Source organism: Stenotrophomonas sp. 59 (assembly GCF_030291095.1).
Classification (GTDB): Bacteria; Pseudomonadota; Gammaproteobacteria; order Xanthomonadales; family Xanthomonadaceae; genus Stenotrophomonas; species Stenotrophomonas maltophilia_Q.
The window spans coordinates 284,052-308,442 of sequence record NZ_CP127408.1 but is presented as its reverse complement, the minus strand read 5'-3'; the positions used below and the strand labels follow the sequence as shown (position 1 = coordinate 308,442).

Here is a 24,391-nt window from a genome sequence, read left to right as displayed (position 1 = left end):
AGGCGGGGGTCGGATCCCTTCGCTACACGAAGGGCTCTGACCCCTGGGTCGTTACCGCTTCGCGCGCATCGTGCGGATGTTGTCGCCGACAAACAGGATCAGGCCAGCCCAGATCGCCGCGAACCCGATTGCCTTGGCGGTGTCGAACGCTTCGTGGAAGAAGAACACGCCCAGCAGCAGCTGCAGGCTCGGCGCGATGTACTGCAGGATGCCGACTAGCGACAGCGGAATGCGCTTCACGCCGTAGGCGAAGCCGATCAGCGGTACCGCAGTGACCGCGCCGCCGAAGATCAGCAGCAGGTCGTTGCGCCAGCCCCAGCCATGGAAGAACGCGCCGCCATGGCCGTTCTCGGCCCAGATCGCAAACGCCAGCGCCGGCAGGAACAGGTACATGCTCTCCACGCCCAGGCCGGCCACCGGATCAACCGAGACCAGCTTGCGCAGCAGGCCATACAGGCCGAACGAACAGGCCAGGCCCAGCGCGATCCACGGGGGTGTACCCGCGTCGATCGTCAGCCAGGCCACGCCCACCGCTGCCATCGCCACCGCCACCCATTGCAGGCGGCGCAGGCGCTCCTTCAGCACCAGCACGCCCAGCAGCACGTTCACCAGCGGATTGATGAAGTAGCCCAGGCTGGTCTCGATGACGTGGCCGGCATTGACCGCCCAGATGTACAGGCCCCAGTTGAAGGCGATGGTCAGGCTGGACACCAGCAGGATCGGCAGCGCGCGCGGCTGGGCGGCAATCTTCTGCCACCAGCCCAGGCGCGCGCTGAGCAACAGCCAGCCCAGCACCAGCACGGTGCTCCAGATGATGCGGTGGGCGATGATCTGGAACGAAGGCACCTCGTTGAGCAGGTGCCAGTACACCGGCACCAGGCCCCAGATCACGAAGGTGGACGCAGTGACCAGCAGGCCCCGGCGTTGTTCTTGCTCGTCCATGCTCACTTCTTTCTCGTCCTTGCCATTGTCAACACCACCACACCCAGGAGAATCACCGCCATCGCCAGCAGGTCGCGCCAGCCGAATCGTTCACCGTTCAACAGTGCGCCCAGCAGCACCGCGATCACCGGATTGACGTACGCATAGCTGCCGGCCAGCGCCGGGCGCACGTTCTGCAGCAGCCACACATAGGCGGTGAACGCCACGATCGAACCGAACACGCACAGGTAGGCCATCGCCAGCAGGCCACCGGTATCGGGCAGCGTGGTGGGGCGCTCGCCGACCGCCAGGCCGATCAGCACCAGCAGCACGCCACCGCAGATCATCTGCCCGGCGGCGGTCATGAACGGGCCCGGCAGGTCCAGGCCACGTGCCCACACCGAACCGAAGGCCCAGCCGACCGGCGCGATCAGCAGCAGCACCAGCCCGGTCGGCGAGGCCGTCAGGCTGCTGCCGGCATTGAGCCAGACCACGCCGAGGAAGCCGATGGCGATGCCCAGCCACTCACCGCGGCGGGCATGCTGGCCGCGCAGCGCCGAGAACAGCGCCATCCACAGCGGCACCGAGGCCACCGCGGTCGCGGCCAGGCCCGAGGACACCTCACGCTCGGCCAGAACCACCATGCCGTTGCCCAGCACCAGCATGGTCACGCCCATCACCACCAGGTTGCGCCACTGCCGCAGCGTCGGGTTCGGCATCTTCCAGAACAGGCGCAGGGCAAGGAACATCAGGCCGCCAGCAATGATGAACCGGCTGCCGGAGACCATCGTCAGCGGCAGCGCACCGCCATGCAGGGCCTTGGCGATGCCCAGGTAGGTCGAGCCCCAGACCACGTAGACCAGCAGCAATGCCAGCGCGACAAGGCCACCCCGGGGGGCAGCCGCAGACGAAGAGGGGGGAGCCGACATGACACACCAGGGAGCCGGGGGAAGGCGGATTCTAGGACGTTTTGAGTATGGTCCGGCACCCCGTACGGTGGCACGCTGTCATCCATCCATGCACCCTGCTCTGGTCTGCTACCCCGTGTTGACGGCCCATGCAGTACCAAGAGGGCTGCCCGGCCGCGCCGCCCCAAGGCCGGGCGCCGTTTTCCCTGCGCACGGACGCGCCGCATCGAGGATTCCCACCCAGATGAGCACTACGTCCCAACCCGCCGTACCCGCGAACGACCGCGCCGCCCTGCGGCGGTCGATCTCCAATACCCTCAAAGGCTCCGCCGGCAACCTGGTGGAGTGGTATGACGTCTACGTGTACTCGGTATTCGCCGTGTACTTCGAATCACAGTTCTTCTCGCCGGACGACAAGAACTCCACCATGTACGTGTGGGCGATCTTCGCCGCCACGTTCCTGATGCGCCCGATCGGCGCCTGGTTCTTCGGCCGCTTCGCCGACCGCCACGGCCGCCGCCTGGCCCTGACCGTCTCGGTCACGCTGATGGCGCTGTGCTCGTTCCTGATCGCCATTACGCCCACGGCGGCCAGCATCGGTATCTGGGCAGCAGTCATCCTGCTGTTTGCGCGCCTGCTGCAGGGCTTCGCCACCGGCGGCGAATACGGCGCCAGCGCCACCTACATGTCCGAGGCCGCCATTCCGGGCCGTCGCGGCTTCCTGTCCTCGTTCCACTACGTCACCCTGGTCGGCGGCCATGTGCTGGCCCAGCTGACCCTGCTGCTGATGCTGACCTTCTGGGGCAAGCCGGAAATCTCCGAGTGGGGCTGGCGCATCGCCTTCGGCATCGGTGGCATCGCCGCAGTGGTGGTGTTCTGGCTGCGCCGTGGCATGGACGAATCGCTGTCGGAGTCGTCGATCGAAGCCGCGCGCGAGGGCAAGGCCCAGAAGTCCGGCTCGATGTACGAGCTGTTCGTGCACCAGTGGCGGCCGCTGCTGCTGTGCTTCCTGATCACCGCCGGTGGCACCGTGGCCTTCTACACCTACTCGGTGAACGGCCCGAAGATGATCCAGAGCGCCTTCGCGGGCAACGACCCGATGACCGGCACCCTGATCAACCTGGGCGTGCTGGCGTTCCTGATGGTGCTGCAGCCGGTCGGCGGCTGGCTGTCGGACATCATCGGTCGCAAGACCCTGCTGGTGTTCTTCGGTGTCGGCGGCGTGCTGTACAGCTGGTACCTGATCACCCAGCTGCCGCACCAGCACGACGCCACGCTGGCGTTCCTGACCCTGGCACTGGCCTTCGTCATCCTCACCGGCTACACCTCGATCAACGCGGTGGTGAAGGCCGAGCTGTTCCCCACCCACGTGCGTGCACTGGGCGTGGGCCTGGGCTATGCGCTGGCCAACTCGCTGTTCGGCGGCACCGCCCCGCTGCTGTACCAGGGCGCACTGAAGACCGGCCATGTCGACTGGTTCGCCATCTACGTCACCGCGACGATCGCGGTCTCGCTGGTGGTCTACATCTTCTTCCTGACCAACAAGGGCCCGAACTGGCTCGACGGCACCCGCAAGTAAGGGCGCGGTAGTGATCGCGGCCACCGGTGCAATGCCGGTGGCCGCTGTGGAAGACCGGCCGGATGAAACCTGCACGGTAGAGTCGACTGTCAGTCGACTGCTCTTCGATCAGACCGCGAAAAACCCCGCGCTGCGCGCGATAGTCGACTGACAGTCGACTCTACCGCCTGCATTGCGGCATCCTTCCCACGATGGTGAATCGTCGAAGCCCCGACGGGGTAGAGTCGACTGTCAGTCGACTGCTCTTCGATCAGATAGCGAAAAACCCCGCGCTGCGCGCGATAGTCGACTCTACCGCCTGCATCGCGGCATCCATCCCACGATGGTGAATCGTCGAAGCCCCGACAGGGTAGCGTCGACTGTCAGTCGACTGCTCTTCGATCAGACCGCGAAAAACCCCGCGCTGCGCGCGATAGTCGACTCTACCGCCTGCATCGCGACATCCATTCCACGATGGTGAATCGTCGAAGCCCCGGCGGGGTAGCGTCGACTGTCAGTCGACTGCTCTTTGATCAGATAGCGAAAAGCCCCGCGCTGCGCGCGATAGTCGACTGACAGTCGACTCTACACACCGTCATTCACCGGCCCATCAGCGGCGGGCGGATTCGCTCTTGTCGCGCGCGCCGCGGAACTCCGATTCCTTTTCCCACGTCGGCCAGCGGCGGCTGTTGGCCAGCTCCGTGCCCAGGTCATAGACCAGCAGGGTGTCGGCGGCGTGGCCGCTCGGGTCCCAGCTCGGGGTCCAGGCATCGCAGGCCTGGTGGTAGCAGTCGGCGAAGTACTTCTCGCGCAGCGCACGGCCGGCTTCAACGCCGCCGTCCAGCTTGTCCAGGCCCGGGCCGATGGTGATCGCCGGTACGCCCAGGCGGGCGAAGGCGAAGTGGTCGGCGCGGTAGAAGAAGCCGGCCTCCAGGTTCGGATCCGGGCTGTAGCTGCGGCCACGGGCCTTGGCCACGCGCTCCAGGTCGCCTTCCAGCGAGACACGGCCCTTGCCCCACGACGCAATGTCACGGGTCGGGCCATCCGGGCTGAACATCTCGATGTTCAGCACCGCGGCAGTCTTGTCCAGCGGCGCCAGTGGATGCGCGGCGTAGTAGCTGGCGCCCAGCAGGCCCTTCTCTTCGGCGGTCAGCGCCACGAAGTACAACGTGCGCTGCGGCTGCGGGCCGGCAGCAAATACGCGGCCCAGCTCCAGCACCGTGGCCACGCCGGTGGCGTTGTCGATCGCGCCACGACGGATGCGGTCACCCTTGGCGTCGGGCTGGCCGATGCCGAAGGCATCCCAGTGTGCGGAGAAGATCACCGCCTCGTCGCCATGCGCGCCACCGGGCAGCTTGGCCACCACGTTGCGGGTCACCACCTGTTCGCGCTTCAGCGCGAAGTCCACGCTCAGCCTGGCGTTATCCAGCGCCACCGGGCGGAAGTCGGCGCGCATCGCCTTGCGCTTCTCGGCATCGAAGTCGAGGCCGGCGTCGGCGAAGATCGCCTCGGCCAGCTCACGCTGCATCCAGCCACGCAGCGGCGTGTGCTGCGCCATCGCTTCAGCCTGGCCGCGCTCGATGTCGAACAGCGGCGAGGTGCCCGAGCTCTTCACCGTGGCCCAGCCATAGGCCGCAGGAGCGGTCTCGTGCACGATCAGCACGCCCTCGGCGCCACGGCGTGCGGCTTCCTCGAACTTGTAGGTCCAGCGACCGTAGTAGGTCACCGCCTTGCCGTCGAACGCGCCCGGTGCATCGGCCTCGAAATCGGCGTCGTTGATCAGCACCACGGCGATCTTGCCGTGCAGGTCCACGTCCTTGTAATCGTTCCAGTGGCGTTCCGACGCGTCGATGCCGTAGCCGACGAACACCAGCGGCGCATCCTTGATCTGCACGCGCTTGCGCGGCTGCAGGCTCTGCAGGGTCACGTCCACACCGTTGGCCAGCGCGCGCTTGCCCTGCTTCAGCGACAGGCTGGCCTTGGCCGCGCCATCCAGCTGGGCACGCACCAGCGGCACCGGCTGCACCCAGCTGCCGTCCACGCCACCCGGCTGCAGGCCGTAGCTGCGGAACTGCTCGATCAGGTACTGCACCGTGCGCTCTTCGCCCTCGGTGGCCGGCGCGCGGCCCTCGAATTCATCCGACGCCAGCACACGCACATGCCGCGACAGTGCCTGCGGATCGATGCCACCACCCGGCAGGTCGTTGGCCGCATGGGCCAGGCCACCGACGAACAGGCAGGACGACAGCAGCAACACGCGCATCGGATTCACGGCAGTACCACGGCAGGCTTGGAAGTCACCAGAGTGTAACGTGGTCGTGACATCACGGTGCAGCGTGGGCTTGCGCCATCCACGCATGGCGTGGATCTACCGACGGATGCGGTCCAGCCAGCAGGCCAGGCCCTGTGCGTTCAGCTCGATGTCCATCGACAGCACCGCCGTAACCGCCGCCTGGTCCAGCGCACAGCCATGCTGCTGCGCGCGTTCCAGGTACAGCGCCTGCAACGCGGCCAGCAGGCAGCGATGACGGTCCGGGCGGCCATCGCACTGGCGGCCGATGGTGGCCATCGCATCGATCTGTTCGAACAGGTCCTCGGCCAGCTTCTGCACCTGCTCAACGCGGCCATAGTGGGTCAGGTACATCGCCTGTGGCGCGTAGTCGAGCATGCGCCGGATCGAGGCCTTCATCGCCTCCGGGTCGAACTGCACCGGAGACGAGGTGGGGAAGATGAAAGCGCCCTGCGCGCTGTCCAGTTCACGGTAGGAGATGCCGAAGGTATCGCCGGTGAACCAGCTGCGGCTGCGCGCATCCCACACGCAGTAGTGGTGCAGCGCGTGGCCCGGCGTGTGCAGCAGCACCAGCTCGCGGCCGGCCAGATCGATGCGGTGCCCGTCTTCGGCCACCACCACACGGTGTTCGGGAATGGCCTCGATACGACCATAGCTGCGCGCGATCTCTTCGGCGCCGTACACCGCCGTGGCACCGGCAATCAGCCGGGTCGGGTCGATCATGTGCGGTGCACCACGCGGATGCAGCACCGCCTTCGCGTTGGGCAGCCGCTGCATCAGCAGGCCGGCACCACCAGCGTGGTCCAGGTGCACATGGGTCAGCAGCAGCCAGTCCACCGCATCCACGCCCAGCCCCGTGTCGGCCAGCGCCTGCAGCATGGCCGGTACCGACAGACCGGTGCCGCAATCGACGAAGGCGGCGCGGCCGTTTTCAACGATCAGGTAGGCCGCATCGAAGTCCGGGCGCTGGAAGCCGGTATCAATGGTGTGGATGCTGGGGTCGGCGGTCATCGGCACGCACCTGGCAGGGTCGGGAACAGATGCCCATGGTAGGCGCGCGGGCGGCTCCGGTTCGATGCGGCTTTGGTCGGGTAGTGCCGGTTGCTGGCCGGGTAGAGTCGACTGTTAGTTGTGATCTCTCTGTAGGTTGTTCATCCGGGACATCTTTGGAAAATGGTGGTTACCACACCTCTCCAGACCCCAAAGAGCCCGGATGAACCCCCATAAAAATGCCCGTTTGACCGTCCATAGTCGAGCACTTCTTGTTCGCCGCATCCTCCACGAGGGCCTGCGCCCAGAGGAAGCAGCCCAAGCATGCGGCGTAAGTGTGCGTACGGCCTACAAATGGCTGGCCCGATTCCGGGAATTGGGGGTGTCAGGACTGGAAAACCGCAGCTCACGCCCTCACCGGACACCACATGCCACATCTGCACCGGTGGTCGAGCAGATCAAGGAGTGTCGCCGTAAACGGCAGACCTATCTGACCATCTCCAAAGCCTTGGGGATCGGCCACAGCACCATTTCCAGGCTGATGCGCGCCCACGGCCTCAATCGTTTGTGCCGGCTGGATCCGCCTAAGGAGGTCATCCGATACGAATACGATCAGCCCGGAGGGCTGCTACACCTGGACATCAAGAAGCTGGGCAACTTCCAGCGGCCGGGCCATAGAACCGACGCCCAGCGCCGAGGAAATGCCGGTGGCGGAGGCTGGGGCTACGTGCACGTGGCTATCGACGATCACTCCCGCATCGCCTACAGCAGCGTTCACCCCGACGAACAAAAGGAAACGGCCTGCCAAGCACTGCTTGGTGCCTTGGAGTACTACGCCAGCCTGGGAATCACCTTCAAACGAATTCTGACCGACAACGGGGCGTGCTATCGCTCCACTGCATTCGCCAAGCTACTTAAGTCCCTTGGGATCAAGCACATGCGGACCAAACCGTACACCCCGCGCACCAACGGCAAAGCGGAGCGCTTCATCCAAACCAGCCTGCGTGAATGGGCCTACGCCCGCGAATACGCCTCCTCGGACCAGCGCAATTCCGTGCTGACCCAATGGCTGCACCACTACAACTGGCACCGCCCTCACATGGGGATCGGTGGTCAGCCACCTATTTCCAGAGTCCTGCTGAACAACGTGGTGGGTTTACACAGTTAGTCGACTGTCGCGCGCAGCGCGGGCTTCCAGAAGAGCAGTCGACTGACAGTCGACTCTACCAAGGCAAGCGCAGGCCCACCAACCGCAGGTCCATCGGGTGCGCAAGGGCCAGGTTCAGCGCAATGCGAACCGCGGCCGCAGTAGCAGGGCCAGTACCAGCACCGCCAGGAATGCGCCGTAGGCGTACAGCACCGCCAGCACCTGCGGCCAGATCGGGCCGGCGCCAGGCTGTGCCATGCCAAGGCGATACCCCCACAACATCGACACGATGCTCAGCGCGAAGGCCAGCAGCAGGGTGGTGCCATCGAACAGGCGCCGCCGCGGAGTGCGCGGCTGGCGCGGGAACAGCCAGTACAGGCTGCCCAGCAGCAGGAACCAGGGCAGGAACAGCAGCAGCGACAACCAGGCCATCGCAGACTCCATGTCATCGCGCCGGGGGCGCGCGGACATCATGCCATGGGGGCAATGCCGTGTAGAGCCGGCCGCTGGCCGGCTGCACGGGAAATGCCGGCCAGCGGCCGGCACTACCGATCACTCGGCGCGCAGCGCCGCCAGCGCAGCCAGCACCGCGTCCACTTCGGCTTCCAGCTTGAACAGTTCGCTCTGCAGCTGGTCGCCCTGCTCTGCCTGCTTGATCACCGCGATCAGCTGGCCGGCATCGCGCGGCGAATCGAAGCCTTCGCTCTGGATCAGCAGTGTGCCGTCGCCGGCGGTCAGCTTGAAGTAGAAGCGACCATCCTTCTCGCGGTACTGCTTGAACAGCGGCGGTGCCACGCGGGCCACGCCGGCGTCCTCGCTGGCGATGTCGCCGGCAGTGGACAGGTCGCGCAGGCCCACCGCATGGCGCAGTTCATCCAGCAACGGGGCCGCCAGCTGCTCGCGCAGTTGCTGGCCACGGCGCTTGAGCAGCGCTTCGATCTTTTCCGGTTCGGCCATCAGCGCGTTGTAGCGCTCGCGCAGCGGCGACAACTCGCTGTCAATGCGCTCGAACAGCTGCTGCTTGGCATCGCCCCAGCTGATGCCGGCGGCGAACGCCTTGGCGAACTCGGCGGTCTGTTCCGGGGTGGCGAACGCCTGGTACATCTGGAACAGGGCCGAGCCCTCGGTGTCCTTCGGCTCGCCCGGTGCGCGCGAGTCGGTCAGGATCGAGAACACCAGCTTCTTCAGCTCCTCGCGCGGCACGAACAGCGGAATGGTGTTGTGGTAGCTCTTGCTCATCTTGCGGCCATCCAGGCCCGCCAGCGTCGCCACCTGCTCGTCGATCACCACGTCCGGCAGCGGGAAATACTCCTTGCCGTACACGTGGTTGAAGCGCTGGGCGAAATCGCGCGCCATTTCGATGTGCTGGATCTGGTCGCGGCCGACCGGTACCTGGTTGGCCTTGAAGATCAGGATGTCGGCGGCCATCAGCACCGGGTACATGAACAGGCCGGCGCTGACGCCTGCATCTTCATCCACGCCTTCCTCGCGGTTCTTGTCCACCGCCGCCTTGTAGGCGTGCGCGCGATTGAGGATGCCCTTGCTGGCGATGGCGGTCAGGAACCACATCAGCTCGGTGGTCTCGCGGATGTCGCTCTGGCGGTAGAACCACACGTGTTCCGGGTCCAAGCCGCAGGCCAGCCAGCTGGCCGCGATTTCCAGGGTCGCGCGCTGAGTGCGCTGCGGGTCCTGGGATTTGATCAGGCTGTGCAGGTCGGCCAGGAAGAAGAAGCTCTCGATCCCCGGGGCGCGGCTGGCCGCGATCGCCGGACGGATGGCGCCAACGTAGTTGCCCAGGTGGGGCGTGCCGGAGGGGGTGATGCCGGTAAGGACTCGGGTCGTCATGACTGCGTGGGGAAACCTTCGATGAACGGGGCCAGTTTACCGTGCCGGCGGCCAACCCCGTCAGGGCCGGCGGCGCGTTCATTCACCCAACCCCGCTGGAGACGCCCGATGAAACGCCTGCTGCCCCTGCTGCTGATCCTGCCCCTGGCCGGTTTCCGCCCGGCCCCGCCCCCGCCGCCGGTGTACACGGGCGGCCCCGTGCGCATGGCCCTGGTCGACCGCGACCGTGGCATCGAACTGCGCAGCTACCCCGCCGAAGGCCAGCGCTGGGTAGCCGGCGAGCGCGGCCACCGCTACGCCGTGCGCCTGTACAACGACAGCCCGCGCCGGGTGCTGGTGGTGCTGTCGGTGGACGGCGTCAACGCCATCTCCGGCGAGGATGCCGATCCCTCGCAGACCGGCTACGTGCTCAACCCCGGCCAGCGCGCCGACATCACCGGCTGGCGCAAGAGCCAGGACGAAGTGGCGCAGTTCGTGTTCAGCAGCCCCAGCGGCAGCTATGCCAGCCGCACCGGCCGCCCGGACAACATCGGCGTGGTCGGTGTTGCAGTATTCGAGGAGGCGCGCCGCTGGCGTCCGGAGCCGATCCTGCGCCGTGGCGTGCCGCTGCCGGCACCGGCCGCGCAAGCCGAGGCTGCCGCCGATGCCAGTGCCAGCCGCATCGAGGGCTATGCCAGCAAGTCGCAGGCCCCTGCGCTGGGCACCGGCCACGGCGCACGCGAACAGTCCTCGGTACGCGATACCGACTTCGAGCGCGCCAGCCGCAGTCCTGCCCAGGTGCTGCAGCTGCGCTACGACAGCCCCCGCAACCTGCGCGCGCGCGGCATCCTGGTCGATACACCGCCGTCGCGCCTGCCGCGCGAACCGCAGGCGTTCCCGAACCGCTACGTGCCGGACCCGCCGGCGCGCTGAGCGCAGGCAACACAACGCCCGCAACCTCACGGTGCGGGCGTCGTGCTGTGGGGGAAAGCGTGGTGCTTACTTGTAGTCCGGGTAGTCCTTGCTCACGCTGTCCTGGAACTCGCGCACTTCCTTCTCGGCGCGGTCCTTGGCCCAGCCATAACGTTCCTGCAGGCGACCGGCCAGGTACTCGGCATTGCCCTCGGCCACATCGAAATCGTCGTTGGTCAGATCGCCCCACTTGGCCTGGGCCTTGCCCTTCAGCTGCGACCACTTGCCGGAAATGATGTCTTTGTTCATTGCTGGGAATCCTTGGCTGCAACGGCGTTCTTACCGTGGCCCCAGCTTCGCGCAGCCGCTGTTGAGTACCGGTCAACCGACCATGAAAACACTGCTCACCTGCTTGAATGGTTCACTACGCTTCGACACGTGCGCTGCAGAAAACGCGCAACAAAAAAGGCCGGGGAAGTCCCCGGCCTTTTCTCTTTCCGTTCCACGTCAGGCTCAACGGCCCTTGGCGGCATCCTCAACCTTTTCGCCAGCCTTCTGCACGTCCTTGCCGGCACCGGCAACGGTGTTGCAACCGGCCAGCAGGGCCACCGAGAACATCGACAACAGCATCAGGGCAACTACGCGCTTCATGGGCTTCTCCTTGGGTTCGCCGCTATACCGCTTCATTCGCGGATGGGGTTCGGTCGCTCGGCGGAAGAAGCCAATGCCACTGCCGCCGCGTGAAGTGCAATCTGGCGGCAGGGGCGTGGAGCGGGTGTGAACGGATCACAGATCCGTTCAGGCGGAGAGCTCAGTCGCGCATCAGGGTGGACTTGCCGAACAGGCTTTCGACCAGGTCCACGGCCAGCTCGGCGGTGGCGTTCTGCTTGTCCAGCAAGGGGTTGAGCTCGACGATGTCCAGCGAGCCCATGCGCCCGGTGTCGGCGATCATCTCCATCACCAGCTGCGCCTCGCGGTAGTTCACGCCGCCCGGCACCGTGGTGCCCACGCCCGGCGCGATGCTCGGGTCGAGGAAATCGACGTCGAAGCTGACATGCAGGTGGGTGTTCTCGTCGATGCCGGCCAGCGCCGCTTCCACCGCGCGCTTCATGCCGTTCTCGTCGATGTAGCGCATGTCATAGACATCCACCTTGTGGGTCTTGATCAGGCGCTTCTCTTCCGGGTCCACCGAGCGGATGCCGATCTGGTGCATCTGCGCCGGGGTGATCGCCGGTGCGGTACCACCGAGCCGGGTCAGCGCATCCGGGCCAAGGCCGCACAGGCAGGCCACCGGCATGCCGTGGATGTTGCCCGACGGGGTCACGTCGCTGGTGTTGAAGTCCGAATGCGCATCCAGCCACAGCACGCGCAGGGTCTTGCCCTGCTCGCGGCACCAGCGTGCCACGGCGGTGATCGAACCGATGCCCAGGCAGTGGTCGCCACCGAGCATGATCGGCATGCGGCCGGCCTGCAGTTCGGCGTAGCTGGCTTCCATCAACGCGTGGTTCCACGCCACCACTTCATCCAGGTGGCGATAGCCTTCCACCGGCGCGGTCCACGGGTTGCGCGGGCCATCTAGGTTGCCCAGATCGCGCACGTCCACGCCACGCGCTTCCAGCGCCTCCGGCAGGCCCGCCACGCGCAGCGCCTCCGGCCCCAGCCGGGCACCGCGATGGCCCGCACCCACATCGGTGGGAACGCCAATCAGGGATACGGAAATGGGATGGGCCATGGGTGCCTCCTGCGGGGGAAAAAGAAGCACAGTCTAGCCAGAGCTGTGTGACACCACTCGCGGCGGTGCAGCAGGGCCATTGCATGGCATGATGCGGCGCGGTCCCGACCACCTTTCATGGAAGATTGCGATGTCGCCCTTCATCAATACCGCCTGGCCACGCTTTTTCATCGGAGCGCTGCCCTTTGCCGCTTTTGCGGTTTTTCTAAGCAACTCGATCGATGCGTCGCCGAACGGCTGGCTGATGCAGGCGACGCTGCTGCTGACACCATTTTCGTTTCTGCTGTTCCTCGGGTTGGGCTGGCAGCGTCTGCGCAAGGCGCACGCTGAATACCCGATTCTGAAAAGCGAACTGCACCGTATGCTGGCGGCGTTGATCGGCAACGTGAAGGTGGCCGCGCTGTGGTTCGGCGTGACCGTCGTCGGAACGTTCGCCCTGATCCTGGCGTGGGTGCTGCTGTACAGGTCCGGCGGCTGACGCCGGGTCTACACCCCGCGCTCAGCGTCCGCGGCGGCGAACCGGCGTCACGCTCTGCACCTGGCCGTTGTTGCGCATCATGCACAGGAAGCGGCCATCCGGATAATCAATGATCAGCTCCTGGTAATCGCTGCCCACCGGCATCTGGGTAACCAGCGCACCCTGCGCGCCCTTGCGCATGTTGCAGGCGCCCAGCGCGGTATCGTCTGCCGGCGCGGGGGTGGACACCGAGTACACATTGCGGAACACCGCGCGGCAGCCACCGTTGACCCACACCGAGTGCCGCGACAGGCCCCAGTTCTTGCCTTCCTCGCAGCGGGTGCGGCTGAGCTGGCGCACGATTTCGACGTTGCCACGGGTATTCAGATCGCACGACACCTGCTGCTGGCCGGTGGATTCGCAGGTGACTTCGCGCGGTAGCGCGGCGTCGCCGGTGGCAGCGTCGCGAGGCGCATCGCCCTGTGCTGCCGGTGCAGGCGTCCTGCCGGCACTGACCTGGCAGATGCCATTGGCGCCGCCTCGGCCGGTGTAGCTGACCTGCGGCGAGCCGTCATCGTTGCGGCTGATCGACAGGGTGATGCCGCTTTTGGCATCGCGCGCTTCGGCATAGCGGTCGTTGACGCGTTTCAGCGCCGCCTCGCGGCCCTGCACGTAGACCGGTCCGCCCTCATCGGCATGCACATCGATGCCGCCCGGGCAACTGGCGTTGAAGAACGGCACCGCAGCCATGGCCAGGGCTGCGAACGCGGTAGACAACAGTGCGACGGTGAGCCGCAGGGCATGGCGACGCATGAGCGAGTCCTGACGGGTGTGTACTCCCAGTATGCGGTGAGGGCCGGAAGCAGTCTGTGAGGAAAATCAAAAGCGGGCGGCGCATTTTTGGCCTTCGTGTTTGCCCTGCCGCTCTGGCTGTAGTACACGCGGTAACCCGGTCCTGCATCGATACGCAATTCAGAAATGCCATCCGCCAAATAGCGATGATCATCAGGATGGCCTTCAGCGAGCCGACCGATACAGGCCAGGATGCGAGCGCGCCAAATTATGTCCTTGAGAGCGTCAATCGAAGCAGCCTCTGCATCGCCGGACTTGGCAGTATGTCGAACTGGCTGTCGAAACCAACTTGACCTGACAGGTTCGGGGGACAAACGACCGGTCATCCTGCGCGCGAATCAAGCACTTGACGACCCTCCAGATTCCCGGATGATACGCCCTGCTCGGGACTTGCGATCGTAATCGTTGCCGGAGACTCATCGGTAGACAAAGCCGAAGAGGTGAGCTGATCAAAATGACATCGAAGTTGGCCCGGGAACGAGTCAAGAAATTAGTTCGGATCGCCAGAATTGGAAGCTCGTCATGACTTCGACCGTGGAGTTCTTTATTGAGGCGATTGCCAGGGATCACGCTGGCAGACCGGTGCACGTCGGGTTTGTAGTCACAGGTGGCTCTCTAAGCGTCGGTGACGTGTTCATTTCATTGTATGAGGTGCCAAGGACGCTGGAGGACGCTCAACAGGGGCGCGCTCGCGCCGCTCCGGTTAACGTCCGCGCCACTTCCATTCGCGTGGAGGCAATAGATGTGCGCAGGAAGCAAGTTCCGTCGCTAACCGAAGGTACGATCGGCGCACTCTATCTGACGGGTCAAGACGTGGATGCCATCGGAGTGCGGACGTACTTGAGCACATCGAACTGAACTCATTGATCGTTGCTGATTGCCGGCGCCACACACATTCCAGTAAGCAATGAGCGGGGAGTTCAATCATTCCATGAGCGCTTCACCCAAACCCGTCATTCTCATTCCACTGCTATGTGCTGTTGCGAGCCTCGGTGTAGTGATCGTCCTTGGCCGATCGTCACTGTTCGTGCCGCACACTTGGTTGAATACAGCGCTGCCGCTGGTGTGGCTAGGGGTTTCGGCACTGATGATTGCGGCATTCGCCGTGCGCATGCATTTCATCAAGGATCCACAGAACTCGTTTTCGAAGTATTCGTTGCTTTTCATTGTTGTTTCCGTCGGGATGGGCTTTCTGGCACAAGAGGTGGCCTCCGGCACTGCGTCGTTGTTGAACAGGTTCGGCGCGGAACAGCGCACCCAGTGCTTTTTGCTTGTGGCAATCAAGGCCAATCCAAGTGGCAACGTACAGCGCGTGATGGATGCTGATATCCGCCTTCCACAAGATGAAGCAAAGGGTTCACGCTACCTGCAATACACCCCGGGATCTGCCGACCTTTCTCTGCTCAAGAATGGGGATAGTTTCGAACTGCGAGTGTTGGATGGTGCCTTCGGTTACACAGCATTGCGCGATCAGCGCCCGAGCGCAGGCTGTAGCGGACAGTCATAAGTCACGAACAGGTGGCCCCAATATTTGTGATCCCAGCGTCTGCGTCAGGCCGGAAGCAGACCTACTTGAGTGGTTAAGGCGAGAGTCGACCCAGGAGCGAAGATGAAAGTGCTTTACTCGTTGAAGAAGGATCTTGACTTGCACCCCGAACGAGTCGCGGAGACCCAGGCGCTGACCTTGAACCAGGCCCGCCCTCTATTCGGGCTCAAAGGCACCCAAGGGCTGTTTGGAAGTGAGCAGTGGTGGCGGAGTATTGAGGATGGATTGATCCACACCGAGACGGTCGCTGGCGTCATCACAAGTCTTTATGTCACTGGCCAGGACCATCGGCGGTCTCCGAATGCCTTTGACTTCAGGTTGCAGGATGGTTCAATTCGCTCGGAGGATATGTACGTAAATGCACCCAGTGAGGTCTCCTGCTACGCCGTCGGGCGCAGGATTGAGATCACGTACGTATTTGATGAGCTGAAGCAACCTCTGCAGGATGGAAGTTCGCAGTATCTGGACCTGGTTGCCGAGATCCGTGTGATCTAGCCTGCGCACGCCCATTGCCGAGTCTCCCTGTTGCGTGCCGACGTACATTTGCACAACGAGCAGCATCGCGCGTCCGTTCCCGTCGATGGGAGTCGCAGGCTAATAGTCAGTGCGCATCCCGGATGGCGTTGCGCAACATAGTCGCCCTTACTCAGGAGGTGCTGCATGAGGCCATACAACATAGCTGTTTCTGCTCTCGAGTCATTTTACTCAACTGAGATCGGCGACTGGCCTGGGATGATTGAATTGTTTCAGGAACAGCTTGAACGGACCCAAGCATACAGAGAGGCATTGAGGCGGGAGCTTTACGAGAGCCTCCATGATCCAGAGTTCTCTTGGAAATCGGCTCTGCGGAACGAGGATTTCCGTGTTGAAGAGTCTGATACAGAGAAAGATGCTCGCAGTTTTGTCGAGAAGAATGTACTGCCTCTGGTCGAGCGCGCGCTTACAAAGCCGCGAACCCAGGAAGCTGACTTGATGGAGTGGCACCAAGGCACACATGGATTGAGACTCACGTATGCGTCACGCGGGCGATTCGAATGGGGAACTGAGGGAGCTTCTATTGTGTGTCGAGGACCGCTTCGCGGTTGACGGGCGGGGGCTGGTTCTGGCTCCCGATGTGCCGCTCCCGCCCGGCGGGCATATCCCCGCTCTTACCGTCATCGTAGAGCGTCCGGACGGCACCCGTTTGCTTGCGGAGGCGGAACTTCGTCTGGACCACTTTCGACCTGGCGGCTACAAGCTGGTCGTCTGTCTCCCCGCGCTCAAGAAGGCCGACGTGCCTGTTGGCAGCAGAGTCTGGAAGACGTGATGGGGCACCGCGTTTGGCCGTGTGCGGAAATCAGGCAGCGGATCGGAGAACTAGATAGGCATATCGAAAGCAGGGCGCGGGGCCGCTCTTAGGCGACATCAACTCGCCCACAAACCATTCAACTTCAATGAGTTGAGTGGTGCCGCTTATCCGAATCGAACGGATGACCTACTGTTTACAAGACAGTTGCTCTACCAACTGAGCTAAAGCGGCATGAGTGCATCACCGGCGGCAGCGCCGCGGTCCGGGGGATTCTAGCGCAACCTTGCGCATTCCAGCGACCGGCTCTGCGCCGCGCCGCTGCGCTGCTGGGCCTGGGCCGGCTGCGTGCCCGCCGCCAGCTGCCCTTCCAGCCACCATTGGCCGGCGTCGCCGCTGGCGACCAGGCGCGGCTGGAAGCCGGCGGCCTGCACCGCTGCCATGCGGCGCTCGGCGCCTTCGCGGTTGCGGTACTGGCCCAGCGCCACGGCGTTGATGTCCTCGCCCTGGCTGATGATGTAGTAGTCGCTCAGGCCGGCGGCCACGATGCGCTTCACCGTGGCCTGTGCGTCTTCGCGGTTGGCGGCGGCCGGCAGCATCACCCGGTAGCGGGCACTGCCACTGGCAGCGGGCTGTTCGCGCAGGCGTACCTGGCTGATGACGTTGCCGGCCTTGCCCTGTGCACTGGTTGCGGCGGCGCGGTCGGCGAACGGGCCCAGCGCCACGCAACGCGGCGGCTCGGCGGCTGCGGGCGGGGTTGCGGGCTTTTCCAGGGCCGGGGTCGGCGCGGCCGGAGTCACCGGCTTGGCAGCGGCAGCAACCGGCGTAGCCTCGGCCACTGGCGGCTTGGCGATCTCTGGCTTGGCCGGCGGAACGGGCGCAGGCGTCGCCGCCACGGCCGTCTTCTCGGCCGGTTCGCGCTCCATCAGCGGCGCAGTGGGTGCGGCAGCAGTGGCTTCGGCTGCGGCATTCGCATCCACACCACCGGGCACCCAGCGCAGCTCGGCCACGCCGGCCGGTTGCGGCGGCGGCGCAGGCCTCTGCGGTGCATCGCGCAGCAGCCACCAGCAGGCGACGCCAAGATTGAGGATGGCCAGTACGACGATCAGGGCACGGGTCAGCATGCGCGGATACTAGCCTGCGGGCTGGTGCACCGCCCAGCGGGCGAGGCCATCCAGCACCAGCGAGGGGTGGTAGTCGGCGCCGGGCAGCAACGGCATCAGCGCTGGTGCGCCACCGCCATGCACCAGCAGCGACGGTGCCACGCCCAGCAGCGCGTCCGCCTGCTGTGCGCTGCGTTCGATCAGCGCCACGGCCGCACCATCGCAGCCGGAGGCCAGCGCGTCGGCGGTGTCGTTGGCGAATTCGCTGTAGTCACCGCCCGTGGCCGGCAGCTGCACCGCGCGGGCATGCAGTGCTTCGCGCATGGTGGTGGGCGATGCGGAAATGCGGCCGCCGTGGTGTTGGCCGTCGGCGTCGAGCAGATCGATCGTCAGTGCGGTGCCCACGCCGACCACCAGCACCGGGCGCTGCGCCTTGGCCGCGGCCAGCAGGGCCAGGAAGCGATCGACACCGAACTTTTCCGGCTTGGCATAGGCAATGCGCACGCCAGCGCATTCGGCGCTGGTGCGCACCACGTGCACGTGCGCGAAGCGGCGCTGCAGCTGGTCCAGCATGGCGCTGGTCAGCGACGGTGCGGCCACGCTGGCGACGAACGCGGTGCTGCCACTGGGCAGGCTGTGCGGCGGCTGCCCGGCCATGCCTTCGGCGCCATGCGCCCAGGCCTGCACATCGCCGGCACGGTCACCCTGCAACGGCGCGAACTTGAAGCGCGAATTGCCGAGGTCGAACAACCAATCGCTCATGCCGCCCTCACGCTGACTTCGCCGGCGTGCAGCAGGCGCTCCTGGCCATCGATGCGCACACGCAGTGCGCCGTCATCGGCCAGGCCGAGTGCGGTGCCGTGCTGCCACTGCCCATCCAGCTCCACCCGTACTTCGCGGCCGGCCAGCATGTCGAACGCGGCGTAGCGCGGCAGGAAGGGCGCCAGTCCTTCGCGGTCGAATTCTTCCAGTGCCGGCAGCAGGCGCGCGAGTACGGCGGCGACCACGACGTTGCGATCCACCGGCTTGCCAGCCAACGTGTCCAGATCCACCCATGGCTGGGTGATCTGCTCGGCAAACGACGGCGGCATGTGCGTGTTGATGCCGATGCCGATCACCGCCCGCGCCGGGCCGGCGTATTCGCCACCGCCCTCGGCCAGCAGGCCGACCAGCTTGCGACGGCCATCAACGATCAGGTCATTCGGCCACTTCAGCTGTGCCTGGGTGTAGCCCAGGTCGTGCAGCGCTTCGGCCACGGCGATGCCGGCCACCAGGCTCAGCCCGGCCAGGCGGCCAAGGCCACCGGAGTACAGGCGCAGCACCGACAGATAGACGTGCGCTGCCAGTGGCGAGGCCCACGTGCGGCCGCGGCGACCCCGGCCGCCGGTCTGGCGTTCGGCCAGCAGAACGCTCACCCCGCGCTGGGGCGCGCTGCAACGCAGCAATTCGGCGTTGGTCGAGTCCACTGTCCAGGCCACCTGCAGGTCATGCAGCAGGGCCTGGGCATCGGCGGGAAGACCGGCGCGGATCGCGGCCGGGTCCAGCAGATCGACCGGCCGGGTCAGGCCATAGCCCTCGCCTGCACGGCCCTCGATGTCTACACCGGCGGCTCTAAGTCCTTGAATACGCTTCCAAATGGCCGCCCGGGTCTGGCCCAGCTCACGGGCCAGGGCGTCGCCGGAGAGGCGACCGGCAGCGAGTTTGGCCAGCAATTGGCGGTCGTCCACGGCAGCTTCCACGAAGTCAGGAAGGAATTATGCGGGAAAGCCGCCAATGACGCCCGCCACGCTGGGTTCCGCGAGGGCTTCCATCGGGGCGCCGGGTTCGGGCTAGAATCGGGAACTCACCTTCCCTTAACGTGGATGTCGTCAATGCGCCGTTATGCCCATTGCCTGATCCTGCTGATGATGCCCTTCGCGGCGTCTGCGACGGCAGCGCTGGACGACAGCCGCGGGGCCTGCGTGTCTTCCAACGGTGATCCCGCCTCGCAGCGTGCACCGACCCCAACGGCCTCGGCGGCGGCAAAGCCCGCAGCCGTTCGCCCGGCAGCCAACACCAGCACTGGCGGCGGTGGCAGCGATGACGACGTCCTGCAGCGCATCCGCGCACCGAAGTGGCACAGCTACCTGCCGGGAATGTTCCGCTGATCAAGTCGTTGCTGCAGTGGCTGCGGCCTGCGCCGCGGCCAATCGATGATGCACTGTGGGATGAGGCCTGCCGCCGCGCGGCCTGGCTGCACGGCCTGGACGACGAACGCCGCGCACGCCTGCGCGTGCTGGCCACCCGCTTCCTTCACGAGAAGACCATCACCCCGATCGGCGATCTGCAGCTGCACGCCGGCGATGGCGTGCTGCTGGCCGCGCTGTGCTGCCTGCCGCTGCTGGAATTCGGTGAGGTGGGGCTGGAAGGCTGGTCGCAGCTGGTGGTCTACCCCGATGCGTTCCGGGTGCACCGCAGCCACATGGATGCGGCCGGCGTGCTGCACGAATGGGATGACGAGCTGATCGGCGAGTCATGGGACAGCGGCCCGTTGATCCTGTCCTGGGCCGACGTGCAGGCCGAGCTGGCCGCGCCGCACGAGGGCTACTGCGTGGCGGTGCACGAGATGGTGCACAAGCTGGATGCGCTGGATGGCGCGATGGACGGCACGCCGCCGCTGCCGCGCGAATGGCAGCGTGAGTGGGCGGGCATTTTCCAGCGTGCCTACGATGCGTTCTGTGCGCAGGTGGACGCGGGTGAGGAAACGTTGATCGACCCGTACGCGGCCGAGGCACCGGAGGAGTTCTTCGCGGTGGCCAGCGAGTACCACTTCTCGGTACCGGATGTGCTGCAGCAGGCGTTGCCGGAGGTGGCGGCGCAGCTGCGGCGGTTGTATGGCGAGCCGCCGAAGATGGTGGGGTGATTCGTTCGCCGGGCATGGCCCGGCGCTACCGGTAATGCGCACGGGCGATGCCCGGCGGACCGGAACGCGCGGCCTACGGTCCCGGCGGCAGGCGCACTTCGAAACGGGCGCCGCCCAGTTCGCCGGAACGGCCAACGGCCAGTTCGCCGCGGTAATCCTTGATCAGGTCCTGCACGATCGACAGGCCGATGCCGTGGCCCTGCACGCGCTCGTCGCCACGCACGCCACGCTGCAGCACCTTGCCGATGTCGTCCGGGGCAATGCCCGGGCCATCGTCGTCCACGGCCAGCAGCAAGCCGGCACGACGCGCGTTCGGGGCCGGCAGCGGCTGCGCGGTCAGCAACACGCGGCGGTTGGCCCACTTGAAGGCATTTTCCAGCAGGTTGCCAAGCAGCTCCTGCAGGTCGCCCGGTTCGCCGTGGAAGCGCGCGGCCGGGTCGATGTCGAACTCGCACAGCACGCCCTTGGAGGCGTAGACCTTTTCCAGGCCACGCACGATTTCCTCGGCATTGGATTCGATCGGCAGCGGCGCGGAGAACAGCTTGTGGCCCGACGAGGCCGCGCGTGCCAGCTGGTACGAGACCAGGTTGTTCATGCGCTGCAGCTGCACGTCCAGTTCCTCGCGCAGCGCGCCATCGCCGGCACCGCTGTCCATCTGCGTGCGCAGCACGGCGATGGGCGTCTTCAGGCTGTGCGCCAGGTCGGCCAGGGTATTGCGCTGGCGCTCGAGGTTCTCGCGCTCGCTTTCAATGAAGGCGTTGATGCTGTCGGTCAGCGGTTCCAGCTCGCGCGGGTGGCGCTCGCTCATGCGCTCGGTCTCGCCGCGCTGCACCTTGGTCAGCTCGGTGATCACCCGGCGCAGCGGGCGCAGGCTCCACTGCAGGATGACGGTCTGCAGCAGCAGCAGGATCAGGCCGATGCCGCCCAGGTAGAACCAGACACGGCCACGGAACACGCGCAGCTGTGCGCCCAGCGCGCGCGAGTCTTCCATCACGTAGATGGTGTACGGGAATTCGGTGGCCGGGTCGGCGTCGGCGTCCCACACCAGGCCCAGGCCATAGCGGTACACCGAGCCCTGGCTGCCGTCGATCTGGATCATCGGCAGCGGTCCTTCGAACACTTCCTGGCGCGGCGCCAGCAGGCCGCCGCCGACGGTGGGCAGCATCGGGCCTTCGGCGGACATCGAATTGCCCTTGCCGTGCGGCATCACCACCTGCAGGTACAGGCCGCTGCCCGGCACGTCGAAGCGCGAATCCGGCGGCTGCTCGCGGATGTACAGCGAGCGGTCGCGGGTGAAGTCGATGCCGGCCGCGTAGGCGGTGGCGTAGTTCTTCAGGCGCTCACGCAGGTTCGCCTTCGCCGTATCGGCGAAGGCGGCGTCGAGCGCGTAACCGGCCAGGGCCAGGAACGCGACCAGACCCACGGACGCGGCAAGCATCTGGCGCGCCTGCAGTGAGCGCGGCCGCCAGCGTCGGAAGAACCACAGACGGCCGGACATCATGGTCTCGCCAGGCTGAGCCGGCTCAGCCCTCGTTGCGCGGAATCGCGAAACGGTAGCCGCGACCGCGCACGGTCTCGATCGGCTTCAGTTCGCCATCCGGGTCCAGCTTCTTGCGCAGGCGGCCGATGAAGACTTCCAGCACGTTCGAGTCGCGGTCGAAGTCCTGCTGGTAGATGTGCTCGGTGAGGTCGGCCTTGGAGACCAGTTCACCGGCATGCATCATCAGGTACTCCAGCACCTTGTACTCGTAGCTGGTGAGGTCGACATTGCTGCCGGCCACGCTGACGGTCTGCGCAGCCAGGTCCAGGGCGACCGGGCCGCATTCCAGGGTCGGCTTGCTCCAGCCGGCGGCGCGGCGCAGCAGCGCGTTGACGCGGGCCAGCAGCTCCTCGACGTGGAACGGCTTGACCAGGTAGTCGTCGGCGCCCTGCTTCAGGCCCTCGACCTTGTCCTGCCAGCTCGAACGCGCGGTCAGGATCAGCACCGGGAACTTCTTGCCTTCGTCACGCAGGGCCTTGATCAGCTCCATGCCCGACATCTTGGGCAGGCCGAGGTCGATGATGCCGACATCGAACGGAACTTCGCGCCCCATGTAGAGGCCTTCCTCGCCGTCCTGCGCAGCATCGACGGCAAAGCCTTCGCGCTTGAGCCGGGCTGCCAGGGTCTCACGCAGCGGGGCTTCGTCTTCGACCAGAAGGATACGCATGAACTCTCCCTAGTGTCCTGGGTGTGGCCCGGAGGCCTGTGGGGTACGGGTTGATAGCGACAACTATCCCTGTTCAGGGGTTATCGCCGCGTAGTGATGACATATCCGACCGCGGCGTGCGCGGCTGTGAACGCGACGGTGCAGGGTCGTCCATGTAGCGGACCCGGCCCCGGTCGTCCATGTACTTCACCCGGTTGATGTCACGACCATCGAACGGCACACGCTCGGCGCCGAGGATGTGGCCGCCGGTGGTGCGCTGCACGCGGCGCACGGCATCGGACAGCGAACGCTCGTCGCCACGGTTGCCACGCTCGCCCCGCTCCATCATCTCCGCCCGCCCCTGGTCGCCGCGCGGCGGCTGCTGCGCCAGCGCCGAAGACAGCGGCACAGCCGACAGCACCACGCAGGTGGCGAAGGCAATGCGGCGATGGAAGGGAGCGGAAGACATCGATGCGATCCTAGCCGAGCTCGGCGATTCGTTCAAAAGTCGTAAATCCGGGAGCCGGGTTCGGGACCCGGCGCTTTACAATTCCTTTGCAAATTCTTGGTTTGGGGCAGTGAATCCGGTCTGAACTTTTCCGGCCCCGCCCCTGCGTTGTTCAGCTAAGTGAACATTCGGGACGAATCGGCGCCCCTTGTCAAGCCAGGAATGTGACTACGGTCACGCTGCGGCACGATCCGCGTCGCGTTCGGTGACGGCCAGCGCCTGCTCGACCAGGGTCCAATCGGCGCCCGGGCGGTGTGCGCCCTCGCTCAGCACCTGGCGGAACGCGCGGCCACCGGGTTGGCCGTGGAACAGGCCGAGCAGGTGGCGGGTGATGTGCTTCAGTGCCAGGCCTTCGCCCAGCCGTGCTTCCACATAGGGACGAAGCGCGCGCAGCAGGTCGCCGCGGGCCTGCAGCGGGGCGCCGGTGTGCAGCGCCTCCAGCTGATGCAGCAGGTAAGGGTCGTGGTAGGCCGCGCGGCCCAGCATCACGCCATCGACGTGCGCGGCCTGCGCCTGCACCGCCTCGATGCTGGCCAGGCCGCCGTTGATCACCACCGGCAGCGCCGGGCGCTCCTGCTTAAGGCGGTAGGCCCAGTCGTACTTCAGCGGCGGAACCTCGCGGTTCTCCTTGGGCGACAGGCCCTTCAGCCACGCATTGCGCGCGTGCACCACCACCATCGCCGCGCCGGCGGCGACCTGGCGGTCGACGAAGCTGGCAAACACGTCGTAGTCGTTGTCCTCGTCCACGCCCAGGCGGCACTTCACCGTCACCGGGATATCAACCGCGTCGACCATGGCCGCCACGCACTCGGCCACCAGCACCGGCTCGCGCATCAGGCAGGCACCAAAACGCCCGGCCTGCACGCGGTCGGATGGGCAGCCGCAATTGAGGTTGACCTCGTCGTAGCCCCACTCGGCGGCGATACGCGCGGCCTGCGCCAGCAAGGCCGGATCGCTGCCGCCCAGCTGCAGCGCCAGCGGCTGTTCGCTGGCATCGAAGCCGAGCAGGCGCTCGCGGTCGCCGTGGATGACCGCGTTGGCGTGCACCATCTCCGTGTACAGGCGCGCGCCCGGCGCCAGCACGCGGTGGAACACGCGGCAATGGCGATCGGTCCAGTCCATCATCGGGGCAACGGACAGTCGCAGGGAATCGGCGTAACGGGCGGTGGCGGACGTCATCGGGGTGTTGATCGTGGAGACTGGCATTGCCAGTGAGATCAATAGTTTACACCGGGCGGCTGAATGGCGGCGGGTGGCGCCCGGATACCGC

At 65.8% G+C, this 24,391-nt stretch carries 26 protein-coding genes and 1 tRNA gene; 9 read left to right on the top strand and 18 right to left on the bottom strand.

All coding sequences use genetic code 11. The annotated features are described in order from the left end of the window. Positions 1-51: 51 nt before the first annotated feature. Together rarD and yedA are read right to left on the bottom strand one after the other, a co-directional pair. A complete protein-coding gene (gene rarD / locus QP552_RS01335; protein ID WP_286074759.1) occupies positions 52-948 on the bottom strand; it encodes an EamA family transporter RarD in 897 nt (298 codons plus the stop codon). After that, positions 945-1,850, bottom strand: coding sequence for a drug/metabolite exporter YedA (gene yedA, locus QP552_RS01330; protein WP_286074758.1), 906 nt, complete (start codon positions 1,848-1,850; stop codon positions 945-947). Before yedA ends, rarD begins: the two co-directional genes overlap by 4 nt. A gap of 223 nt (positions 1,851-2,073) precedes the next feature. Between yedA and QP552_RS01325 the strand changes: the two genes are divergently transcribed. Then, positions 2,074-3,408 carry an MFS transporter gene (locus QP552_RS01325; protein WP_106549891.1) on the top strand — a complete coding sequence of 445 codons (1,335 nt, stop codon included), beginning with the start codon at positions 2,074-2,076 and terminating at the stop codon, positions 3,406-3,408. Positions 3,409-3,997: 589 nt separating this feature from the next. Here QP552_RS01325 and QP552_RS01320 read toward each other — a convergent pair. Then, positions 3,998-5,650, bottom strand: coding sequence for a M28 family metallopeptidase (locus tag QP552_RS01320; RefSeq protein WP_286075897.1), 1,653 nt, complete (start codon positions 5,648-5,650; stop codon positions 3,998-4,000). 105 nt (positions 5,651-5,755) lie between these two features. Next, positions 5,756-6,688 (bottom strand): MBL fold metallo-hydrolase, encoded by a 933-nt coding sequence (locus QP552_RS01315; RefSeq protein WP_286074756.1) that lies wholly within the window; start codon positions 6,686-6,688, stop codon positions 5,756-5,758. 202 nt (positions 6,689-6,890) lie between these two features. On the opposite strand from QP552_RS01315, the gene QP552_RS01310 reads away from it, so the two are divergent. After that, complete coding sequence (locus QP552_RS01310; RefSeq protein ID WP_286074755.1) at positions 6,891-7,835, top strand: IS481 family transposase; 945 nt, start codon at positions 6,891-6,893, stop codon at positions 7,833-7,835. A gap of 114 nt (positions 7,836-7,949) precedes the next feature. On the opposite strand, the gene QP552_RS01305 is transcribed toward QP552_RS01310, so the two are convergent. Then, a complete protein-coding gene (locus QP552_RS01305; RefSeq protein ID WP_059034872.1) occupies positions 7,950-8,246 on the bottom strand; it encodes a hypothetical protein in 297 nt (98 codons plus the stop codon). Positions 8,247-8,366: 120 nt separating this feature from the next. Next, positions 8,367-9,659: a tryptophan--tRNA ligase gene (locus QP552_RS01300; protein WP_106549895.1), complete on the bottom strand. Its 1,293-nt coding sequence runs from the start codon at positions 9,657-9,659 to the stop codon at positions 8,367-8,369. Between the two features lie 108 nt (positions 9,660-9,767). Here QP552_RS01300 and QP552_RS01295 point away from each other — a divergent pair, with 108 nt between their 5' ends. Next, positions 9,768-10,571, top strand: a complete 804-nt coding sequence (locus QP552_RS01295; RefSeq protein WP_286074754.1) for a hypothetical protein — start codon at positions 9,768-9,770, stop codon at positions 10,569-10,571. A gap of 66 nt (positions 10,572-10,637) precedes the next feature. Here QP552_RS01295 and QP552_RS01290 read toward each other — a convergent pair whose 3' ends face one another. The 3 genes from QP552_RS01290 to rocF form a co-directional block, all read right to left on the bottom strand. Further along, positions 10,638-10,859, bottom strand: coding sequence for a CsbD family protein (locus tag QP552_RS01290; RefSeq protein WP_004137109.1), 222 nt, complete (start codon positions 10,857-10,859; stop codon positions 10,638-10,640). Positions 10,860-11,063: 204 nt separating this feature from the next. Further along, entirely contained in the window at positions 11,064-11,201 is a 138-nt protein-coding gene (locus tag QP552_RS01285; RefSeq protein ID WP_005407710.1) for an entericidin A/B family lipoprotein, read from the bottom strand. Between the two features lie 160 nt (positions 11,202-11,361). Further along, on the bottom strand, positions 11,362-12,282 hold the full coding sequence (rocF, locus tag QP552_RS01280; protein ID WP_106549897.1) for an arginase: 921 nt from the start codon (positions 12,280-12,282) through the stop codon (positions 11,362-11,364). A gap of 130 nt (positions 12,283-12,412) precedes the next feature. On the opposite strand from rocF, the gene QP552_RS01275 reads away from it, so the two are divergent. Beyond that, on the top strand, positions 12,413-12,760 hold the full coding sequence (locus QP552_RS01275) for a hypothetical protein (RefSeq protein ID WP_106549898.1): 348 nt from the start codon (positions 12,413-12,415) through the stop codon (positions 12,758-12,760). Positions 12,761-12,781: 21 nt separating this feature from the next. Here the strand turns inward: QP552_RS01275 and QP552_RS01270 are convergent, their stop codons facing one another. Then, on the bottom strand, positions 12,782-13,552 hold the full coding sequence (locus QP552_RS01270) for a DUF3011 domain-containing protein (protein ID WP_286074753.1): 771 nt from the start codon (positions 13,550-13,552) through the stop codon (positions 12,782-12,784). A 561-nt stretch (positions 13,553-14,113) separates the two neighbouring features. On the opposite strand from QP552_RS01270, the gene QP552_RS01265 reads away from it, so the two are divergent. The 3 genes from QP552_RS01265 (at position 14,114) to QP552_RS01255 (ending at position 15,632) form a co-directional block, all read left to right on the top strand. Continuing rightward, entirely contained in the window at positions 14,114-14,449 is a 336-nt protein-coding gene (locus QP552_RS01265; RefSeq protein WP_106549899.1) for a hypothetical protein, read from the top strand. A 73-nt stretch (positions 14,450-14,522) separates the two neighbouring features. After that, on the top strand, positions 14,523-15,098 hold the full coding sequence (locus QP552_RS01260) for a hypothetical protein (protein WP_286074751.1): 576 nt from the start codon (positions 14,523-14,525) through the stop codon (positions 15,096-15,098). Between the two features lie 102 nt (positions 15,099-15,200). Beyond that, entirely contained in the window at positions 15,201-15,632 is a 432-nt protein-coding gene (locus QP552_RS01255) for a hypothetical protein (RefSeq protein WP_286074750.1), read from the top strand. Positions 15,633-16,580: 948 nt separating this feature from the next. Here the strand turns inward: QP552_RS01255 and QP552_RS01250 are convergent. From QP552_RS01250 to birA, 4 genes are all read right to left on the bottom strand, one after another. After that, a tRNA-Thr gene (locus QP552_RS01250) sits at positions 16,581-16,656 on the bottom strand. Between the two features lie 41 nt (positions 16,657-16,697). Then, on the bottom strand, positions 16,698-17,546 hold the full coding sequence (locus QP552_RS01245) for an SPOR domain-containing protein (protein WP_286074749.1): 849 nt from the start codon (positions 17,544-17,546) through the stop codon (positions 16,698-16,700). Positions 17,547-17,555: 9 nt separating this feature from the next. Continuing rightward, a complete protein-coding gene (locus QP552_RS01240; RefSeq protein WP_111112525.1) occupies positions 17,556-18,287 on the bottom strand; it encodes a type III pantothenate kinase in 732 nt (243 codons plus the stop codon). After that, on the bottom strand, positions 18,284-19,252 hold the full coding sequence (gene birA / locus QP552_RS01235) for a bifunctional biotin--[acetyl-CoA-carboxylase] ligase/biotin operon repressor BirA (RefSeq protein ID WP_111112524.1): 969 nt from the start codon (positions 19,250-19,252) through the stop codon (positions 18,284-18,286). The genes QP552_RS01240 and birA overlap by 4 nt, the downstream gene beginning before the upstream one ends. A 144-nt stretch (positions 19,253-19,396) precedes the next feature. Here birA and QP552_RS01230 point away from each other — a divergent pair, with 144 nt between their 5' ends. Together QP552_RS01230 and QP552_RS01225 are read left to right on the top strand one after the other, a co-directional pair. After that, positions 19,397-19,672: a hypothetical protein gene (locus tag QP552_RS01230; protein WP_111112523.1), complete on the top strand. Its 276-nt coding sequence runs from the start codon at positions 19,397-19,399 to the stop codon at positions 19,670-19,672. Continuing rightward, positions 19,639-20,427 (top strand): M90 family metallopeptidase, encoded by a 789-nt coding sequence (locus tag QP552_RS01225; RefSeq protein ID WP_181453985.1) that lies wholly within the window; start codon positions 19,639-19,641, stop codon positions 20,425-20,427. Before QP552_RS01230 ends, QP552_RS01225 begins: the two co-directional genes overlap by 34 nt. Before the next feature lie 73 nt (positions 20,428-20,500). Here QP552_RS01225 and QP552_RS01220 read toward each other — a convergent pair whose 3' ends face one another. From QP552_RS01220 to dusA, 4 genes are all read right to left on the bottom strand, one after another. Then, positions 20,501-21,925 carry a sensor histidine kinase gene (locus tag QP552_RS01220; protein WP_106549921.1) on the bottom strand — a complete coding sequence of 475 codons (1,425 nt, stop codon included), beginning with the start codon at positions 21,923-21,925 and terminating at the stop codon, positions 20,501-20,503. A 25-nt stretch (positions 21,926-21,950) separates the two neighbouring features. After that, positions 21,951-22,634 (bottom strand): response regulator transcription factor, encoded by a 684-nt coding sequence (locus QP552_RS01215; protein WP_004136763.1) that lies wholly within the window; start codon positions 22,632-22,634, stop codon positions 21,951-21,953. 73 nt (positions 22,635-22,707) lie between these two features. Continuing rightward, positions 22,708-23,082, bottom strand: a complete 375-nt coding sequence (locus tag QP552_RS01210) for a hypothetical protein (RefSeq protein ID WP_049431386.1) — start codon at positions 23,080-23,082, stop codon at positions 22,708-22,710. A 213-nt stretch (positions 23,083-23,295) separates the two neighbouring features. Further along, entirely contained in the window at positions 23,296-24,327 is a 1,032-nt protein-coding gene (gene dusA / locus QP552_RS01205) for a tRNA dihydrouridine(20/20a) synthase DusA (protein WP_286074748.1), read from the bottom strand. Positions 24,328-24,391: the final 64 nt, after the last annotated feature.

What these genes read in the sequence shown, in the direction of transcription:
- QP552_RS01270 (WP_286074753.1), bottom strand. Translation starts at nt 13,552, where the DNA reads ATGCGTCGCCATGCCCTGCGGCTCACCGTCGCACTGTTGTCTACCGCG.
- QP552_RS01300 (WP_106549895.1), bottom strand. Translation starts at nt 9,659, where the DNA reads ATGACGACCCGAGTCCTTACCGGCATCACCCCCTCCGGCACGCCCCAC.
- QP552_RS01305 (WP_059034872.1), bottom strand. Translation starts at nt 8,246, where the DNA reads ATGGCCTGGTTGTCGCTGCTGCTGTTCCTGCCCTGGTTCCTGCTGCTG.
- QP552_RS01285 (WP_005407710.1), bottom strand. Translation starts at nt 11,201, where the DNA reads ATGAAGCGCGTAGTTGCCCTGATGCTGTTGTCGATGTTCTCGGTGGCC.
- QP552_RS01220 (WP_106549921.1), bottom strand. Translation starts at nt 21,925, where the DNA reads ATGTCCGGCCGTCTGTGGTTCTTCCGACGCTGGCGGCCGCGCTCACTG.
- QP552_RS01245 (WP_286074749.1), bottom strand. Translation starts at nt 17,546, where the DNA reads ATGCTGACCCGTGCCCTGATCGTCGTACTGGCCATCCTCAATCTTGGC.
- QP552_RS01260 (WP_286074751.1), top strand. Translation starts at nt 14,523, where the DNA reads ATGAGCGCTTCACCCAAACCCGTCATTCTCATTCCACTGCTATGTGCT.
- QP552_RS01275 (WP_106549898.1), top strand. Translation starts at nt 12,413, where the DNA reads ATGTCGCCCTTCATCAATACCGCCTGGCCACGCTTTTTCATCGGAGCG.
- QP552_RS01215 (WP_004136763.1), bottom strand. Translation starts at nt 22,634, where the DNA reads ATGCGTATCCTTCTGGTCGAAGACGAAGCCCCGCTGCGTGAGACCCTG.
- yedA (WP_286074758.1), bottom strand. Translation starts at nt 1,850, where the DNA reads ATGTCGGCTCCCCCCTCTTCGTCTGCGGCTGCCCCCCGGGGTGGCCTT.
- QP552_RS01230 (WP_111112523.1), top strand. Translation starts at nt 19,397, where the DNA reads ATGCGCCGTTATGCCCATTGCCTGATCCTGCTGATGATGCCCTTCGCG.
- rocF (WP_106549897.1), bottom strand. Translation starts at nt 12,282, where the DNA reads ATGGCCCATCCCATTTCCGTATCCCTGATTGGCGTTCCCACCGATGTG.
- QP552_RS01320 (WP_286075897.1), bottom strand. Translation starts at nt 5,650, where the DNA reads ATGCGCGTGTTGCTGCTGTCGTCCTGCCTGTTCGTCGGTGGCCTGGCC.
- QP552_RS01325 (WP_106549891.1), top strand. Translation starts at nt 2,074, where the DNA reads ATGAGCACTACGTCCCAACCCGCCGTACCCGCGAACGACCGCGCCGCC.
- QP552_RS01290 (WP_004137109.1), bottom strand. Translation starts at nt 10,859, where the DNA reads ATGAACAAAGACATCATTTCCGGCAAGTGGTCGCAGCTGAAGGGCAAG.
- QP552_RS01210 (WP_049431386.1), bottom strand. Translation starts at nt 23,082, where the DNA reads ATGTCTTCCGCTCCCTTCCATCGCCGCATTGCCTTCGCCACCTGCGTG.
- QP552_RS01315 (WP_286074756.1), bottom strand. Translation starts at nt 6,688, where the DNA reads ATGACCGCCGACCCCAGCATCCACACCATTGATACCGGCTTCCAGCGC.
- dusA (WP_286074748.1), bottom strand. Translation starts at nt 24,327, where the DNA reads ATGCCAGTCTCCACGATCAACACCCCGATGACGTCCGCCACCGCCCGT.
- QP552_RS01240 (WP_111112525.1), bottom strand. Translation starts at nt 18,287, where the DNA reads ATGAGCGATTGGTTGTTCGACCTCGGCAATTCGCGCTTCAAGTTCGCG.
- QP552_RS01310 (WP_286074755.1), top strand. Translation starts at nt 6,891, where the DNA reads ATGAACCCCCATAAAAATGCCCGTTTGACCGTCCATAGTCGAGCACTT.
- QP552_RS01265 (WP_106549899.1), top strand. Translation starts at nt 14,114, where the DNA reads ATGACTTCGACCGTGGAGTTCTTTATTGAGGCGATTGCCAGGGATCAC.
- QP552_RS01255 (WP_286074750.1), top strand. Translation starts at nt 15,201, where the DNA reads ATGAAAGTGCTTTACTCGTTGAAGAAGGATCTTGACTTGCACCCCGAA.
- QP552_RS01295 (WP_286074754.1), top strand. Translation starts at nt 9,768, where the DNA reads ATGAAACGCCTGCTGCCCCTGCTGCTGATCCTGCCCCTGGCCGGTTTC.